This is a genomic window from Microbulbifer sp. NBRC 101763, from assembly GCF_040371615.1.
Taxonomy (GTDB): Bacteria; Pseudomonadota; Gammaproteobacteria; order Pseudomonadales; family Cellvibrionaceae; genus Microbulbifer; species Microbulbifer variabilis.
Map to the genome: position 1 here is coordinate 1 of NZ_BAABQV010000006.1, position 15,057 is coordinate 15,057.

General features: G+C 49.7%; 13 protein-coding genes, 1 rRNA gene and 1 riboswitch. Of the genes, 12 read left to right on the forward strand and 2 right to left on the reverse strand.

Features of this window, described 5'->3' with window-relative positions:
* The 3 genes from rrf to ABWV76_RS15300 form a co-directional block, all read left to right on the forward strand.
* A 5S ribosomal RNA gene (gene rrf, locus ABWV76_RS22065) occupies positions 1-80 on the forward strand; the annotation flags it as partial.
* Positions 81-358: 278 nt separating this feature from the next.
* Positions 359-748 carry a hypothetical protein gene (locus ABWV76_RS15295; protein ID WP_353376498.1) on the forward strand — a complete coding sequence of 130 codons (390 nt, stop codon included), beginning with the start codon at positions 359-361 and terminating at the stop codon, positions 746-748.
* Between the two features lie 417 nt (positions 749-1,165).
* Positions 1,166-2,722 (forward strand): thioredoxin domain-containing protein, encoded by a 1,557-nt coding sequence (locus ABWV76_RS15300; protein ID WP_020413587.1) that lies wholly within the window; start codon positions 1,166-1,168, stop codon positions 2,720-2,722.
* Positions 2,723-2,807: 85 nt separating this feature from the next.
* On the opposite strand, the gene ABWV76_RS15305 is transcribed toward ABWV76_RS15300, so the two are convergent.
* Positions 2,808-3,734, reverse strand: a complete 927-nt coding sequence (locus ABWV76_RS15305; protein ID WP_020413586.1) for an SGNH/GDSL hydrolase family protein — start codon at positions 3,732-3,734, stop codon at positions 2,808-2,810.
* A 269-nt stretch (positions 3,735-4,003) separates the two neighbouring features.
* Positions 4,004-4,102: riboswitch (TPP riboswitch) on the forward strand.
* Positions 4,103-4,187: 85 nt separating this feature from the next.
* Here ABWV76_RS15305 and thiC point away from each other — a divergent pair.
* From thiC to ABWV76_RS15340, 7 genes are all read left to right on the forward strand, one after another.
* Positions 4,188-6,098, forward strand: a complete 1,911-nt coding sequence (gene thiC, locus ABWV76_RS15310) for a phosphomethylpyrimidine synthase ThiC (RefSeq protein ID WP_353376499.1) — start codon at positions 4,188-4,190, stop codon at positions 6,096-6,098.
* A gap of 111 nt (positions 6,099-6,209) precedes the next feature.
* Entirely contained in the window at positions 6,210-7,286 is a 1,077-nt protein-coding gene (gene thiO / locus ABWV76_RS15315; RefSeq protein WP_353376500.1) for a glycine oxidase ThiO, read from the forward strand.
* Entirely contained in the window at positions 7,286-7,486 is a 201-nt protein-coding gene (thiS, locus tag ABWV76_RS15320; protein ID WP_353376501.1) for a sulfur carrier protein ThiS, read from the forward strand. Before thiO ends, thiS begins: the two co-directional genes overlap by 1 nt.
* A gap of 2 nt (positions 7,487-7,488) precedes the next feature.
* Positions 7,489-8,295 (forward strand): thiazole synthase, encoded by an 807-nt coding sequence (locus tag ABWV76_RS15325; RefSeq protein WP_353376502.1) that lies wholly within the window; start codon positions 7,489-7,491, stop codon positions 8,293-8,295.
* A gap of 7 nt (positions 8,296-8,302) precedes the next feature.
* Complete coding sequence (gene thiE / locus ABWV76_RS15330) at positions 8,303-9,856, forward strand: thiamine phosphate synthase (protein ID WP_353376503.1); 1,554 nt, start codon at positions 8,303-8,305, stop codon at positions 9,854-9,856.
* Positions 9,850-10,599 (forward strand): HesA/MoeB/ThiF family protein, encoded by a 750-nt coding sequence (locus tag ABWV76_RS15335; protein ID WP_353376504.1) that lies wholly within the window; start codon positions 9,850-9,852, stop codon positions 10,597-10,599. The genes thiE and ABWV76_RS15335 overlap by 7 nt, the downstream gene beginning before the upstream one ends.
* Before the next feature lie 342 nt (positions 10,600-10,941).
* On the forward strand, positions 10,942-11,415 hold the full coding sequence (locus ABWV76_RS15340; RefSeq protein ID WP_020413578.1) for a Dps family protein: 474 nt from the start codon (positions 10,942-10,944) through the stop codon (positions 11,413-11,415).
* Between the two features lie 38 nt (positions 11,416-11,453).
* Here the strand turns inward: ABWV76_RS15340 and ABWV76_RS15345 are convergent, their stop codons facing one another.
* The gene (locus ABWV76_RS15345; protein ID WP_353376506.1) at positions 11,454-12,335 is read right to left on the reverse strand and encodes a LysR family transcriptional regulator; all 882 of its coding nucleotides are present in this window, start codon (positions 12,333-12,335) and stop codon (positions 11,454-11,456) included.
* A gap of 157 nt (positions 12,336-12,492) precedes the next feature.
* On the opposite strand from ABWV76_RS15345, the gene ABWV76_RS15350 reads away from it, so the two are divergent.
* Both ABWV76_RS15350 and ABWV76_RS15355 read left to right on the forward strand, forming a co-directional pair.
* Entirely contained in the window at positions 12,493-14,472 is a 1,980-nt protein-coding gene (locus ABWV76_RS15350) for an acetoacetate--CoA ligase (protein ID WP_083922734.1), read from the forward strand.
* Between the two features lie 112 nt (positions 14,473-14,584).
* Positions 14,585-14,959: a hypothetical protein gene (locus ABWV76_RS15355; RefSeq protein ID WP_020413575.1), complete on the forward strand. Its 375-nt coding sequence runs from the start codon at positions 14,585-14,587 to the stop codon at positions 14,957-14,959.
* The last annotated feature ends 98 nt before the right edge of the window (positions 14,960-15,057 follow it).

Consider the following 15,057-nt stretch of genomic DNA (forward strand, 5'->3'; position numbering starts at 1 on the left):
TTGCCGAACTCAGAAGTGAAACGCAACATCGCCGATGGTAGTGTGGGGCTTCCCCATGTGAGAGTAGGTCATCGTCAGGCTTCTAATCCGAAAGGGCCACCCAATGGGTGGCCCTTTTTTTATGTGTGTAAAAAACAAACAAAGACCTAAATTATGATTCCGTACTCTGGGAAAGGCCGTAAAGTCCGGATGTGGGTTGTGTTTATCTATTTTTAGGCTTCAAATTACTTGATTAGCTTCACTAAAAGATAATACTTAACTGGAATACAATAAGTAACATGTGGGCTGTAACTGACTATTTCAGTCGCTATGAAGTAATAATCCTTTTGAAAATAATAAATAGGGTCAAGGGGGCTTTATGCCAGGTAGGGTGAGATTTTTAATAATTGCTTTAATTATGCTGCTATCTTCTTGTGCAACTGTGGAATTAACAGATGCAGGAAGAGATATACAAATTGTGCAACAGATATCTATTTCTGATCTTGATAAATATTATGAAGTTGGTGAGGTTGCTTGTAACTTTGGATTTAATGCACGATCAGCAATCACTAATATAAAGCAATGCCGAACTGATTTGAAGAATCAAGCGGCACAGTTAGGGGGGCATGTGATTGTTATAGAGCACCAGCAACTCGGAACAGGAGGGGGAACATCCTATGGTAAGGGGTATTCTGGCTGCCCAAACTGTATTTCGATGGTGGGAACCACCTATAAGGAAAAAGATACTGCTACAAACAATAAAGACTAATTCGATTTGAATCAGATAGTGAATCAGGTGCTCTTTTAAAAGTTATATTAAAAGAGCATTATTCTGTCAGGACGATTTTACTTTCATTAAATGGCTTTTAGGGGCTGTTGTTTTGAATTTATAAGATTTATCTCTTATATTTTCAATTTTCACTAGATGTCATTCATTACTTTATATTTATATATAAAGTCGATATGCAAAGTATCGATTATAGCGTTCCTTCACTTTAATTCTAACAGTATTGACTATTAAAGACCATTGCATCGTAAATATGGGATGTTAAATTTCTGCTGAATGCGGTGCCAAAAGGTAAGCTTAGTTCCCACTTCTATAAATTATTTCTTAGAAATTCTACCAAGTAAGGCTAGAAAATATCTTCCCTGGTAACATAGATAAAACACCATGAGGATATAAGCCATGTGGAAGCTTAAGTTTCTTTATGTAGTCTTGGGAGCTTTGACCACTTTCACTATTTTTAGTGGTTATTCAAAGTTTTCTGATTTTCCTTTAGGTTATGAAAAAACGAAGCATCGAGAGATTGCAGCTCGGGTAGGTAAGCATGAAATTAGCATTGAGGCACTGGATAGCGAGCTTCAATTTGCTCTATATGATATAGCTGAAATGCAATACGAGTTACGATTAAATAAGCTTCATGAATTAATAGGTAGTACGGGGGAGGGTAGAGCTGATATCGAGATATTATTACCTTTTCCACAGCCGCCTCGTATTGAGCTGACTTATAGTGCACGAAATATTCGAGGAAATCCCCGGGCGCCTGTCACCATCGCAGTATTTTGCTCTTTTCAGTCGCCACATTGTAAATCCACTCAGCCTGTGTTTAGGCGCTTAATGGTTGAGTATCAGGAATGGATAAGGCAGGTTAATTTCGATTTTCCTTTGAAGTTTCATAGAGAGGGTGTAATGGCTGCAGCTGTAACACGTTGTGCAGCAGAGCAAAGCAAGTTTTGGGAGTACCATGATGCATTATATACTCTGGCTCCAAGCGTTAATAAAAACGAATACGTACGCTTGGCTAAACAGCTTCAAATGGATAGTTCACAGTTTGATCGTTGTAGAGCTGACGGGCTATATAGATCTCAGGTGCTTGAAGACCAAAAACTAGCCATTGCTCTTGGACTAAAAAATGTACCCGTAGTTTTTATCAACGGCTTATACCTAAAGGGACCTCGCACTTTTGAACAGTATTCTTTCTGGATTGAAAAGGAATTGTATTCTTTGGGAATAAACCCAAAAGATGAAGCTGTCCAGAAAGATAGCAATAATATCAATGAGCGAAATTTACCCTTAACTAAATTGCCGCTTCGACTGCTTGGGATTAGCGAGTCGAGTGTCAAAAATAGATCAAAAGCATTAATTGAAGTGAATGGGGCAACGGCTCAATATTTCACTTTGGGACAAGCGCTTTTAGAGGGAGTCTCGCTGCTGCGGCTCTATTCCAAGTTTGCCGTCATTGAGAGCAATGAGGGATTGGCGAAACTTCCCCTTGAAGGTGAAGAGGGCACTGATATTTTATTGACCCAGTCATATATACATAGTGAGAAACTTAAGCGTCGTATTGAACAACCGATGGGACCTGGAACCCGTCAGCTAATCTCTCCATCTGGAGTGCTTACCCTGGGGCAGGAATGGTTGAGTAGACAATTGGAGGAGCGTGAAATCCTGGAGTCTAAGTTTACAGAGGCAGAACTGGAAGTCGAAGGGTATCACCTGATGCGACTGGAAGGCGTTGCTGATAATGAATTCTTTACTGCATTAGGCTTTCAGGAAAATGATGTATTGCTGAGGGTTAATGATAGCTGGGTTCATAGTGGTCAAAATGCCCTATGGGATGCGCTGACCAGCGGAAAGATAATTGATGTGGCATTCATGCGTAAGGGATTGCCACATCGATTACAGTACGTTGTTGAAGAGTTAGGATACTTTGAAGAAGAGCCGGATAGCGAGAAAGAATAACAGAAATAAGAAATGAGCCTGCTGTAACAACAATCTAAAAAAGCAACAGGCTCTATATCCACCGAGCAGTAAAACTTGAACTTAATTACTTATCTGTATTGCCTTGCCACAAAAGATCAGCCACTATATTCTGGCCTTGGACACTGGGATGGAAGCAGTCACCGCCATCAATATCGTCCTTACCAAATTGGAAAGTACCGGCATTTACCTCACCTTCACCAGTGTACTCGGCTATTACTTCAACGCCATTGGTGCCATTATAGCTTTCTGCCTCCTCGGCAAGTATTTCGTTATATCGACGTTGGGCTGCGCTAATACCGTTGTAGCGAGTGGTAAAATCCTCTCCATTCATAGTACCGCCATTGGTAGCAATTCGGCAGATACCAAAGGTAGACCAGACACTTTCACAGTCTACCCGAGAGTTTCCGGCTTGCTTTTCCAACCCTGCTGCGCGCAGGTCTTGTACACGGGGTACCGAACCGAGAAGAATAGTAGAGCCATTGGGCAGGCCTTCGACCAGTTTGTCTAACCCCGCGCGAATTGCAGAGCGCCATTCACTATCAGTGTAAAGTGGATCATCACAATTCGCCGGATCTACACACTCGCGGTTACAGATATCATTACCGCCTAAAACTACTTCTACGTGGTCAGCTACATTATTCTGCGAAAGAATCCGGTCGGCTTGAGTAGAGAAATTGTCTCCACCACTGAGCATTTCCGCTCCAGATTCCGCCGCATTTTTATTAGCGGCCATATTTGGTGAATTAACTTTATACTTGTCATGAATACTTTCAACTGAATTGTCATCACCATCAAACCAGGAGTGCTCTGGTTGGTCTCCACCAAGGAGACAGAAAAGATCCCAGAAATACTTATTGCGGGTACAGTCCGCTCCGAATGCCATGGTAATACTGTCACCCGCGGCGACCGACTTGGAGGGGGCTGCCATTGCTGGCTGTATCGACAAAACGCACAAAGCCAGGGTTATTACTACTCCATATTTATTCCACATTGTGTTTTCTCCCACACCGACTTTCGTCGTAGATAATTATTTTTTTGGTACTGCATCGGTGAACCAGTGGAGTGTAGGTCGGAGTGGAAAAGGGAGAGAAGTGAATGCTTCCGACTAATTAGTCAGAGTTTAATAAGTTGAAGTGGGTTGGGGTTTTGTCGTCTGTAACATTTCTTTCTGCAAGGCCACTTCTATTAAAGATCTATGCGATGATATTTATCCGCCCGGGTGACCTTCTGTTCATATCTGTTAGCTTCCACTATACTGCGCTCTACTTGTCGGAGTGCCTGTGGGCTGAGATCGCTGTTGCGAGATCCGTTGAACCTGATCGGGGTAACCCCCGCGTAGGGAACAAGATCTGAAGTCGCCTGTTTTGTTACAGTTTGGCGTCTTTTCTCTTTGTATGTGCCCTGGATGCTGCGACCTTTAAATTTCCAAGTTTTAAGGTTACGCATGTCTGAGATCATTGAACAATCCGGTAAAGCCGGAAAGTCCTCCCGCGCTGCCAGTCGCGATTCCGCTAAAGAATTTCTTGAAAATCTCACGGTTCAATCTTTCCCCAACTCGAGCAAGGTGTATTTGCCCGGTGAAACTCCCGACATTCAGGTTGGTGCCCGCCAGATCTGTTTGGGAGATAGTTTGGTAGGGGGGGATGCAGAGAATCCGGTGTTTGAACCCAATGAGCCCCTAACCATTTACGACACTTCGGGCCCCTATTCCGAGCCCAATTTTAAAGTGGACGTACGGGAAGGGTTGCCCAAATTGCGCCAGGGCTGGATAGAGGCCCGCAGAGATACTGAACTGCTGGACTCTCGCCAAGCGGCCTACAGCCAGAAGCGTATGGCGAACCAGGGGCTGGATCATATCCGCTTTGAAAACCTTCCCAGCCCTCGCCGGGCCAAACCGGGACAGAATGTATCTCAGATGCACTATGCCCGCCGCGGCATTATTACCCCAGAGATGGAATTTATCGCAGTGCGCGAAAATATGGGGCGAGCCAAGTTGGCAGCGGAAATGAGTGAAAGTGAATACCAGAAGGCACGTGATGGTATTTACATCCCCGAGCAAATCACGCCGGAATTTGTGCGCCGGGAAGTTGCAGAGGGGCGGGCAATTATCCCGGCGAATATTAATCACCCGGAAGTGGAGCCGATGATTATCGGGCGCAACTTCCTGTGCAAGGTGAATGCAAATATTGGTAATTCTGCTGTGACTTCTTCCATTGAAGAGGAAGTGGAGAAACTGGTTTGGTCTACCAAGTGGGGCGCGGACACGGTGATGGATCTGTCCACCGGTGCCAATATCCACGAAACCCGCGAGTGGATTCTGCGCAACTCGCCAGTGCCCATCGGTACCGTGCCGATTTACCAGGCGCTGGAGAAAGTAAACGGAATTGCTGAAGATCTTAACTGGGATGTGTTCCGCGATACCTTGATTGAGCAGGCAGAGCAGGGGGTGGATTACTTCACTATTCATGCTGGCGTGCTTTTGCGCTATGTGCCGCTCACTGCCAAACGTATGACCGGGATTGTCTCTCGCGGTGGTTCCATCATGGCCAAATGGTGCCTCGCCCATCACAAAGAGAATTTCCTCTACACCCACTTCGAGGAAATCTGCGAGATTATGAAGGCTTACGATGTGAGCTTTAGTCTCGGTGATGGCCTGCGCCCGGGCTCAATTGCGGATGCTAACGATGAAGCCCAGTTTGGCGAGCTGCACACGCTTGGCGAGCTGACTGAAATTGCCTGGAAGCACGATGTTCAGACCATGATCGAAGGCCCCGGCCATGTGGCTATCCATAAGATCAAAGAAAATATGGATGAGCAGCTAAAGCACTGCCACGGCGCACCTTTCTACACTCTAGGTCCGTTGACCACGGATATTGCTCCCGGCTACGACCACATTACTTCCGGCATCGGCGCTGCACTTATCGGCACCTACGGCTGCGCCATGCTCTGCTATGTGACCCCCAAAGAGCACCTGGGCCTACCCAATAAAGAGGATGTTAAAGAGGGCCTTATGGCCTATAAGATTGCGGCTCATGCCGCAGACTTGGCCAAAGGGCATCCGCGGGCACAGAAGCGCGATGACGCCCTGTCAAAAGCCCGCTTTGAATTCCGTTGGGAAGACCAGTTCAATCTCGGCTTGGACCCGGAGCGGGCACGCACCTATCACGATGAAACCTTGCCAAAGGAATCCGGCAAGGTAGCTCACTTCTGCTCCATGTGCGGCCCAAAATTCTGCTCCATGAAAATCACCCAGGATGTGCGCGATTATGCGGCCAAGCAGGAAGCGGCACAGGGCATGGAGGAAATGTCGATTAAATTTAAGGACATGGGCAGCGAGATTTATCACAAGGGCTGATGAGTATTTTGGGGGAGAATCCTCTCCCCCAAGAATCGGATAGCAAAAGTACGGCGAGTGCATAGAGATTATCGCCGGGTGTCGATTTGGATTTGCGAAGATAGGTGGTCTGTGACAAGCGAAACCAAAGCCAAAGTAGCTATTGCCGGTGGCGGCCTGTTAGGTCGCTTGCTCGCCTGGCGGCTCTGCCAACGGGAACTGGATATCACCCTGTTTGAAGCGGGTGATTTGTCGGCACCAGTCGGGGGAGCCTGCTGGGCGGCAGCGGGAATGATCTCACCACTATCGGAATTGGTGCACAGCGATAAACAGGTTTACAACCTGGGGCTGAAAAGCCTTGAGCTTTGGTCTGAGTGGGCCCGGCAGCTGAAGGAGCAGAGCGGGCAGGACGTGGAATACCGCAGGGCGGGCTCAGTACTGGTTGCTCACGGCAAGGATAGAAGTGAGCTGTTGCAATTCCTGCGGGAGTTGCAGGGCAAGTTGGGTGAATCTGCCAGGGAGCAGGTGGAGGCACTCGATAGCAATACTTTAGCGAAATTAGAGCCCTCCTTACACGGCTTTGAACAGGGGCTTTACTTACGAGGTGAGGCGGATATCAATAATCACCGCTTGTTGCCTGCGTTACTCAGCGCATTGCACCGAGGAGCTGTCACTCTGCGAGAGCATAGCAAGGTAAATTGCGAAGCCGGGTATATCTCTGTGAACTCGGAGTGCGAACAATTTGATTGCGTGATCGACTGCCGTGGTCTCGGTGCCAAGGGGCAGATTGAAGGCTTACGCGGTGTCCGTGGTGAGGTGATGGTGGTGGAATCCCGGGAAGTGGTTTTGCAGCGTCCAGTGCGCCTGCTCCACCCACGCTATAAGCTCTACGCTGTACCACGCAGCGATGGACGCACTGTAATCGGCGCCACAGAAATTGAGAGCGAAGATCTGTCGCCCATTTCCGTGCGCTCCAGTATGGAATTGTCTTCCGCGCTTTACTCCCTCAACCCGGCTTTTGCCGAGGCTCGTATTGTTGAGACCCGCGTAAATTGTCGCCCCGCCACTATGGATAATATGCCTTATATCCACAGCGAGGATGGCCTGATTCGGGTGAATGGCCTTTACCGTCACGGTTATCTTTTAGCGCCGGCAGTAGTGGAGCAAGTGGCGAGTCAAGTGGCACAACAACTGTTACAGGTGGTTTGATGCAGGTATTAATTAATGGGGAAACACAGAGCCTTGAATCCCCGCTAAAACTCTCTGTGCTTTTACAGCAGCTCGGCTATCGCGGAGAAACATTTGCCGTTGCGATCAACGGTGGATTTATTCCCCGTATGGAATATAGCAATACACAGATAAATAACGGCGATAGCCTGGATATTGTTGCTCCGGTAGTGGGGGGGTAAAGGTGAGCGATCTACTAACACTGTACGGAAAGGCATTTAACAGCCGGCTTTTGGTGGGCACCGCCCTGTATCCCTCCCCTGCGATTATGCGCGAATCCGTGCAAGCCTCAGCTTCGGAAATTATTACTTTGTCCCTGCGCCGGCAAAATCCGGCACAGCAGCAGGACAATATATTTTGGGATTATATTCGCGAGTCCGGCTGTCAGCTGTTGCCCAATACCGCCGGTTGTAAATCGCCGCGAGAAGCGGTGGAGCTGGCAAAAATGTCCCAGGAAATTTTCCAGACCGATTGGCTCAAGCTGGAAGTGATTGGTGATGATTACAATTTGCAGCCAGACCCCTTTGGTCTGGTAGAAGCTGCGCGGGAATTAATTCAATTAGGCTTCAAGGTTTTGCCTTATTGCACAGATGACCTGGTGTTGTGTCGAAAACTTTTGGATGTGGGTTGCGAGGTATTAATGCCCTGGGGGGCTCCCATCGGTACCGGGCAGGGCCTGCTCAATAAATATAACCTGCAAACACTGCGCGAGCGCCTGAGTGATGTACCGCTCATTATTGACGCCGGAATCGGTGCGCCATCACAGGCGGCAGAAGCACTGGAGATGGGCTTTGATGCGGTGTTATTGAATACTGCGATTGCAAAAGCCCAGGATCCGGTACTGATGGCTAATGCTTTTAAACTTGCTGTGGAATCCGGGCGCGCCGCCTTTAATGCCGGCTTGATGCTCAGGCGTCAAACTGCCAGCCCCAGCACCCCCACCCTGGATATGCCTTTCTGGCAGCAGGCAGAGAGCATATTGCAGGATTAGTATTTTTATGCGCGATCAACTCCAATTGAAAAAGCCAATTGTCTGGACCATTGCCGGCAGTGACTCCGGCGGTGGCGCCGGCATTCAGGCGGACCTGCTGACTTTTGCCGACCTCGGCTGCCATGGTTGCAGTGCTATCACGGCCAATACCGCACAGAATACGGTGGAAGTTACTGCAATTAATGCAGTTTCCCTAGAGGTCTTGGGTTCTCAGTTACAGGCTTTACGGCGGGATCTATTTCCTGCCGCAATTAAAATCGGTCTGCTAGCGAATGCTGAACAAGTTGTTGCGGTGGCAGATTTCCTGCGCCAGCTGCAAGCGGTGCAGCCGGTTCCGGTTATTTACGACCCGGTTGCTGTTGCTACCAATGGAGCCGGGCTCACTGAAGGAAGTATTACCGCAACGGTGTTGGCTCAGTTGATGCCACAGTGTGATCTGGTCACTCCCAATTTACATGAATTGGAATGGCTTACCGGAGCCAGTGTCACGGGTGCGGAATCTATTGTGCAGGCTGCGCGTCAGTTGCACGCTCACGGCGGTACCGCAATTTTAGTTACCGGCGGCCATACGCAATTGCGTGCGGGAGAAGTTGCCGACTTACTGTGGGATGGTGAAAAAGCCGATTGGTTTATTGGCCGGGAAGTGTCCAGTACAGGCACACATGGCACAGGCTGCACCCTGTCCTCCGCTATTGCCGCTTGCCGCGCTTTGGGCTACCCGTTGCGAGATGCCTGCGTTGTGGGTAAAGCCTATGTTCAGCGGGGTTTGCGCCGGGGAAATAATGCACACATCGGCGCTGGTGCCGGCCCTGTAGGCCACTGTGGCTGGCCCCTGGATTTAATCGACTTCCCGGAGATTCTACTGCCCGGAGAAGAGCGTGCGTCGGATTATGGCTTTGATACTGTCCGACCTCTTGTTCAAGGGTTTGCCCAAACAGACTCTCAAGCATTGGGTTTATATCCGGTTGTGGATACAGTGGAGTGGTTGCAGCGTCTGGCTGAGCTGGGAGTGCGTACTTTACAGCTGCGAATAAAGAATCCGGGTGGGGACCTGCGCGCACAGATTGAGCGTGCAGTGGCTATTGGCAGGACGTATAACCTGCGCCTGTTTATCAATGATTACTGGCAGTTGGCGATTGAGTGCGGCGCCTACGGTGTGCATTTGGGCCAGGAGGATTTGCAATCTGCTGATCTGAGGGCAATTCAAGCGGCAGGATTAAAGCTGGGTATCAGTACCCACGGCTTCTATGAATTACTGTTGGCCTACCGTTATCGCCCCAGCTACCTGGCGATTGGTGCAATTTATGCGACCAACACCAAGGATATGTCGGATCAGTTGCAGGGCGTGCAGAAACTTGCGCGAATGGCAGCACTATTGCCCGATTATCCACTCGTGGCAATTGGTGGTATTAATATGCAGCGGGCCAGTGAGGTTATCGCTAGCGGCGTTGGCAGTATCGCCGTGGTCAGCGCTGTTACTAAAGCGGAAGACTACAAGCAGGCGGTTGCCGATTTTAATGTCCTGTTGAAAGGTAAGCATGCGGAAGTAGAGCCATGTTAAGTAGTAAGGAATTACAGCGTTACAGTCGCCAGATAATGTTGCCCCAGGTGGGTGAAGAGGGACAGAAAAAGCTGTCTTCTGCGCGAATTCTGATTGTTGGCTTAGGTGGGCTCGGCAGCCCGGCAGTGATGTATCTAGCCGCAGCCGGTATTGGAGAGCTGCACCTGGTGGACGGTGATCATATCGATCTCTCCAATTTACAGCGCCAGGTTTTGTACAAAACCAATCACCAGGGAAAATCCAAAGCCATGGTGGCTGCACAACAATTGGCTGCGGCCAATCCAACTATTCGCATTCACCCCCACAGCCAAATGGCGAATGAATCCTGGCTGCGTGAGCAGGTAAAACAGGTGGATCTGGTGTTGGACTGCACCGATAACCTGGAAATCCGCCATACGATCAACCGGGTTTGTTATCAGGCAGGATGTCTGGTGGTAATGGCATCGGTGCAGGGGTTTTCCGGCCAGCTGATTAGTTTTGATTTTTCTGAAGGAAAAGGTCCCTGTTATGCCTGCCTGTTTCCGCCCCAGGAGCAGGCTGAAGTCCAGAACTGCTCTACAGCAGGTGTGATCGGTCCTGCGCTGGGTGTAGTTGGCAGTATGCAGGCTCTGGAGGCCATAAAGTACTTGGTAGGGTTGCCGGTATCGAGCTTGAATAAATTGCACTTAATCGAGACGGAAAGCTTAGCTCTGCAAACTTTGCAGCTGCCGAGCCATAGTAATTGCCCGGTTTGTAATACCTAGCAACTTTGTTTCCTCTTAAATTTTTCTTTCAGTAGATTTATACAGGGCTGGCAATATGAGCATATGCATAGCCAATATGCTTTATTTTTGCTCCTTTTTTGGCGTAATAATTATCTTTTTACTTTAGACCTACAGTTGCTCTAGAGCAGGGTTCCGCCAGACTCAAGGTATATTTCGAGTTAGTTGCCTGGATAAATATGTTTGCCTTTTTAGTGTCTTATAAACTTGGCTCGGCTATATAGATAAGCTATCAACCCGATAGCTTGTGAGAAATCTTTAAAGCTATCAGAATGGCATCACAACCACTTCGGTGACAAAAGTATTGGAAGAAGGATTTGTTTAATGAAAAAAATCGATATTGGTATTAGCGAAAAAGATAGGGAAAAGATCGCTGGTGGTCTCAAGCACTTGCTGGCGGATAGTTACACTCTGTACCTGCAAACGCACAACTTCCATTGGAATGTTACCGGGCCATTTTTTCGTGAACTGCACCTGATGTTTGAAGAGCAGTATAACGAGCTGGCCACCGCGGTAGATGATATTGCCGAGCGGATTCGCACCTTGGGGGTTTCTGCGCCAGGCACCTACCAGGCTTTTGGGCAGTTGAGCTCTATTAAAGAAGTTGTGGAAATTCCCGCAGCCGAGGATATGGTGAAAATTCTCACCAAGGGCCATGAGCAAGTGATTAAAACTTGCCGCGATGTATTAAAAGCTGCGCAAAAGGGAGAGGATGAATCGACTATTGCCCTGGTATCCGATCGTATGAGTGTCCATGAAAAAACTGCCTGGATGCTGCGCGCCACCAGCAGCAAGTAGTGGCTGGCCCTCTGGGCAAGTTACTGTTCCTGCGGTGCTTACTGCTCAGTGAGCAACTCCAGGAAAGCACCGGCGGGTGCAGAGAGGTTGCCGCGGCTTTTGAGCAGCGTGCCAACTTCCTGTGTCACCGCCGGAGCGGAGAGAGGCAGACAGGTTAAACCATGCTCTCGCATTTGTGCCTCACAAAGACTTGGTACGGCACTGACTCCCAAGCCTGTCCTGACCAGCTGCCCGATAGTGCTTAGTTGGTTGGCTTCACAAACATATTGAGCGGCTTTCCCACACTGGTTAAAGGCAGTATCCGTCCAGCGCCTTACCGCTGATCCACGGTTCATCGATATAAAAGGGTGAGTGGCCAAGTCGCGCCAGCGTATTGTCTTTTTTTCCGCCAATATGTGCTCTTTGGGCACTACTGCGATAAAACGATCGCGTTCAAAGGGCACAAACTCCATTCCGCCCAGTTCATCCGGGCGAAAACTGATACCCAATTCCGCGCGTCCCTCCTGCACCGCCTCTACAACCCGTTCCATAACCACATCTTCCAGCACAATATTGATTTGGGGAAACTTCTGGTGGAAGTCAGCCAATAGAGAGGGTACCCGGTTTAAGGCAAAAGCGGGGATAACCGCCAGCCGTAGCTGACCGCGTTCCAGGCGGAAGCGCTGCTGTATAGCATCCAGTGATTGGTCCCAGCTATTAAGCAGTTGTTCCGCACGAACCAGGAACTCGCGTCCTTCTGGGGTCAAGACCAGTTGGCGACCATCGCGACTGAATAGGGGGCCTCCGGTGGCTTCTTCCAGATTACGGATGGCTATAGAGAGCGCCGGCTGGGAAGAGTGTAACTGGGCACTGGCCTGCGCCAAGCTGCGGCTGCGCGCTACGACAACGAAGGCACGAAGTTGTTTAATAGTAGCGCTCACTGGGGCTCCAGATACTTCAGGGAATGTTAAATTTTATTAAAGAAACCATCGAAAGATTAAAATAGTTTAAAGTCGTCGGGCAAGGCATGATTGCCGCTTTCGCCCTGGCGAAGGTCAAACAATCACCGAGAATAATGAACCTACAAGGTCTGTTGAGATGAAGGACAATGCACAACCCCTTTGGCAACCGAGCCCAAAGGCCATAGCCTCAACCCAAATGGATGAGTTTCGCCGGCTGGTTAATGAGAAACACCAGCTACAGCTGGAAAACTACAACGCGCTATACCAGTGGTCTGTTGAAGAGCGCGAGGACTTCTGGAGCGATTTGTGGGATTTCTGCGAAGTAGAAGCTGGTGTGCGCGGAGAAGAGATCTTGGGCCACGACAGTATGCCGGGTGCTGAGTGGTTCCCCGGTGCACAACTTAATTTTGCTGAGAACCTGCTGCGCTACCGCGACGATAAGGCGGCTTTGGTTGAGCGCCTGGAGAATGGTAGCCGCCGCCAGCTCAGTTACGCGCAGCTGTACGACCGGGTAGAGCGCTTGGCTTCAGCCCTGGCCAATCAGGGCGTGTCCAAAGGGGATCGTGTGGCTGGCTTTATGCCAAATGTGATCGATACCGTAGTGGCCATGCTGGCAACTACTAGCCTCGGTGCTATCTGGACTTCCTGTTCGCCGGACTTTGGCATTAATGGTGTGTTTGACCGTTTCGGCCAAGTGGAGCCGAAAGTGCTATTTGCCTGCGAGGGCTATCTCTATAACGGCAAAGTGATCGACTCGCTGCCGCGCCTGCGTGAGATAGTGGCCCGTATCGATTCTATTGAGAAGCTGGTGGTGGTACCTGTCGCCCGCTCTCAAGAGGAAACGGCTCAAGTACTAGCGGCAGAACCGCTGGATAAAGTGGTGTTACTGTCGGAGTTCGAAGCTGCAGCGCCCAAGCGCGAACTTACCTTTGCCCAGACCGCATTCGATCACCCCCTGTATATCATGTACTCTTCGGGTACCACTGGAGTGCCGAAGTGCATAGTGCACGGGGTGGGTGGTACCTTACTCCAACATCTGAAGGAGCATCGCCTACATTGCGACTTGCGTCGTGAGGATTCCCTGTTCTACTTCACCACCTGCGGCTGGATGATGTGGAACTGGCTGGTAAGTGGCCTGGCTTGCGGTGCAACTCTGGTGCTGTTTGATGGCTCTCCCTTCTATCCAGAGGCCAGGGGCCTATGGGATATGGCAGATGAGGAAGGCATTAGCGTATTCGGCACCAGCGCCAAGTATATTGCCGCCCTGGAGAAGAGCGGCTGTAAGCCTCGGGAAAGCCACAAACTGGAGAAGCTGCGCGCGGTGCTGTCTACCGGCTCGCCACTGGCCCATGAAGGCTTCCGCTATGTTTACCGAGACATAAAGAAAGACTTGTGCCTGTCTTCTATTTCCGGCGGCACCGATATTATTTCATGCTTCGCCCTGGGTAACCCGACTTTGCCGGTTTATGCGGGAGAACTTCAGTGCCGCGGCTTGGGTATGGCTGTGGAGGTCTGGAATGACGATGGTAAACCAGTAACTGCAGCGAAAGGGGAGCTGGTGTGCGCCAAATCCTTCCCCTGTATGCCGATCGGCTTCTGGAATGACCCCGATGGGACAAAATATAACAGTGCATATTTTGAAAACTGGCCGGGCGTTTGGGCGCACGGTGACTATGCGGAAATTACCTCCCATGGGGGGGTGATTATTTATGGTCGCTCCGATGCGGTACTGAATCCCGGTGGCGTACGCATCGGCACCGCCGAGATTTACCGCCAGGTGGAGAAGGTGGAGGAAGTGCTCGATAGTATCTGCATCGGCCAGCAGTGGCGGGATGATGTACGCGTGGTGCTCTTTGTTGTGCTTCGTGAGGGAGTGGAACTGGATGAGGATTTGGTGCAGAAAATCCGCTCCACTATTCGCGCTAACACTACCCCGCGTCATGTACCGGCCAAGGTAATTCAGGTGGCGGATATTCCGCGTACTATTAGCGGAAAAATTGTCGAGTTGGCAGTGCGTAATGTGGTGCACGGCAAGTTGGTCAAGAATAAGGAAGCCCTTGCTAACCCTGAGGCTCTGGCACAGTTCGAAAACCTGCCGGCTCTGGCTGAGGACTGAAGCTATTAATTAAGGGGGAAGGGTACGTAGGCGGGCGTCATTTTGTTTACCCGCGTTCTGCGCTACCCTTGCCATATAGTAATACCAATAAATTCAAGGCAGAAGAACAGGTATGGTTACTTATCTCTATTGGGCGGCGGTTATCGCCCTGGTCATTCTCTCCCTTTTTGTTGGCAGCCGTATGGGCAGCTTGAAAATTGGCGCTATTGCGGCCGCAGTTTTCTTCTTTGCGGGTTGGTTGGCGTATTACTTCCACTACGAACAGGTCTTTGTAAAACGCTTCGGTGGGGTGATGCGTATTTCCGTGCCCGATGGTTACCGACATATTGGCGCCACCTGGAAAGAGGACAATCTCTGGATTGAGAACTACGACCCCAAAACCAATCAATGTATTTTTACTGAATACTCCAAGGGAAATATTCTCGAAGGGCGAGTGATAATTCAGGATTGTAATCCGTTACTTGGCAATCTCAGCTCCCAGCCATAAGCTACTTGTTTATTCCTGGCCGGCGATTGATGCAATGTGAAGCTATCAATTGCTTTGCTTTTCGCCGGCAAACTTCACCTGGACATTACCAGTTCTGG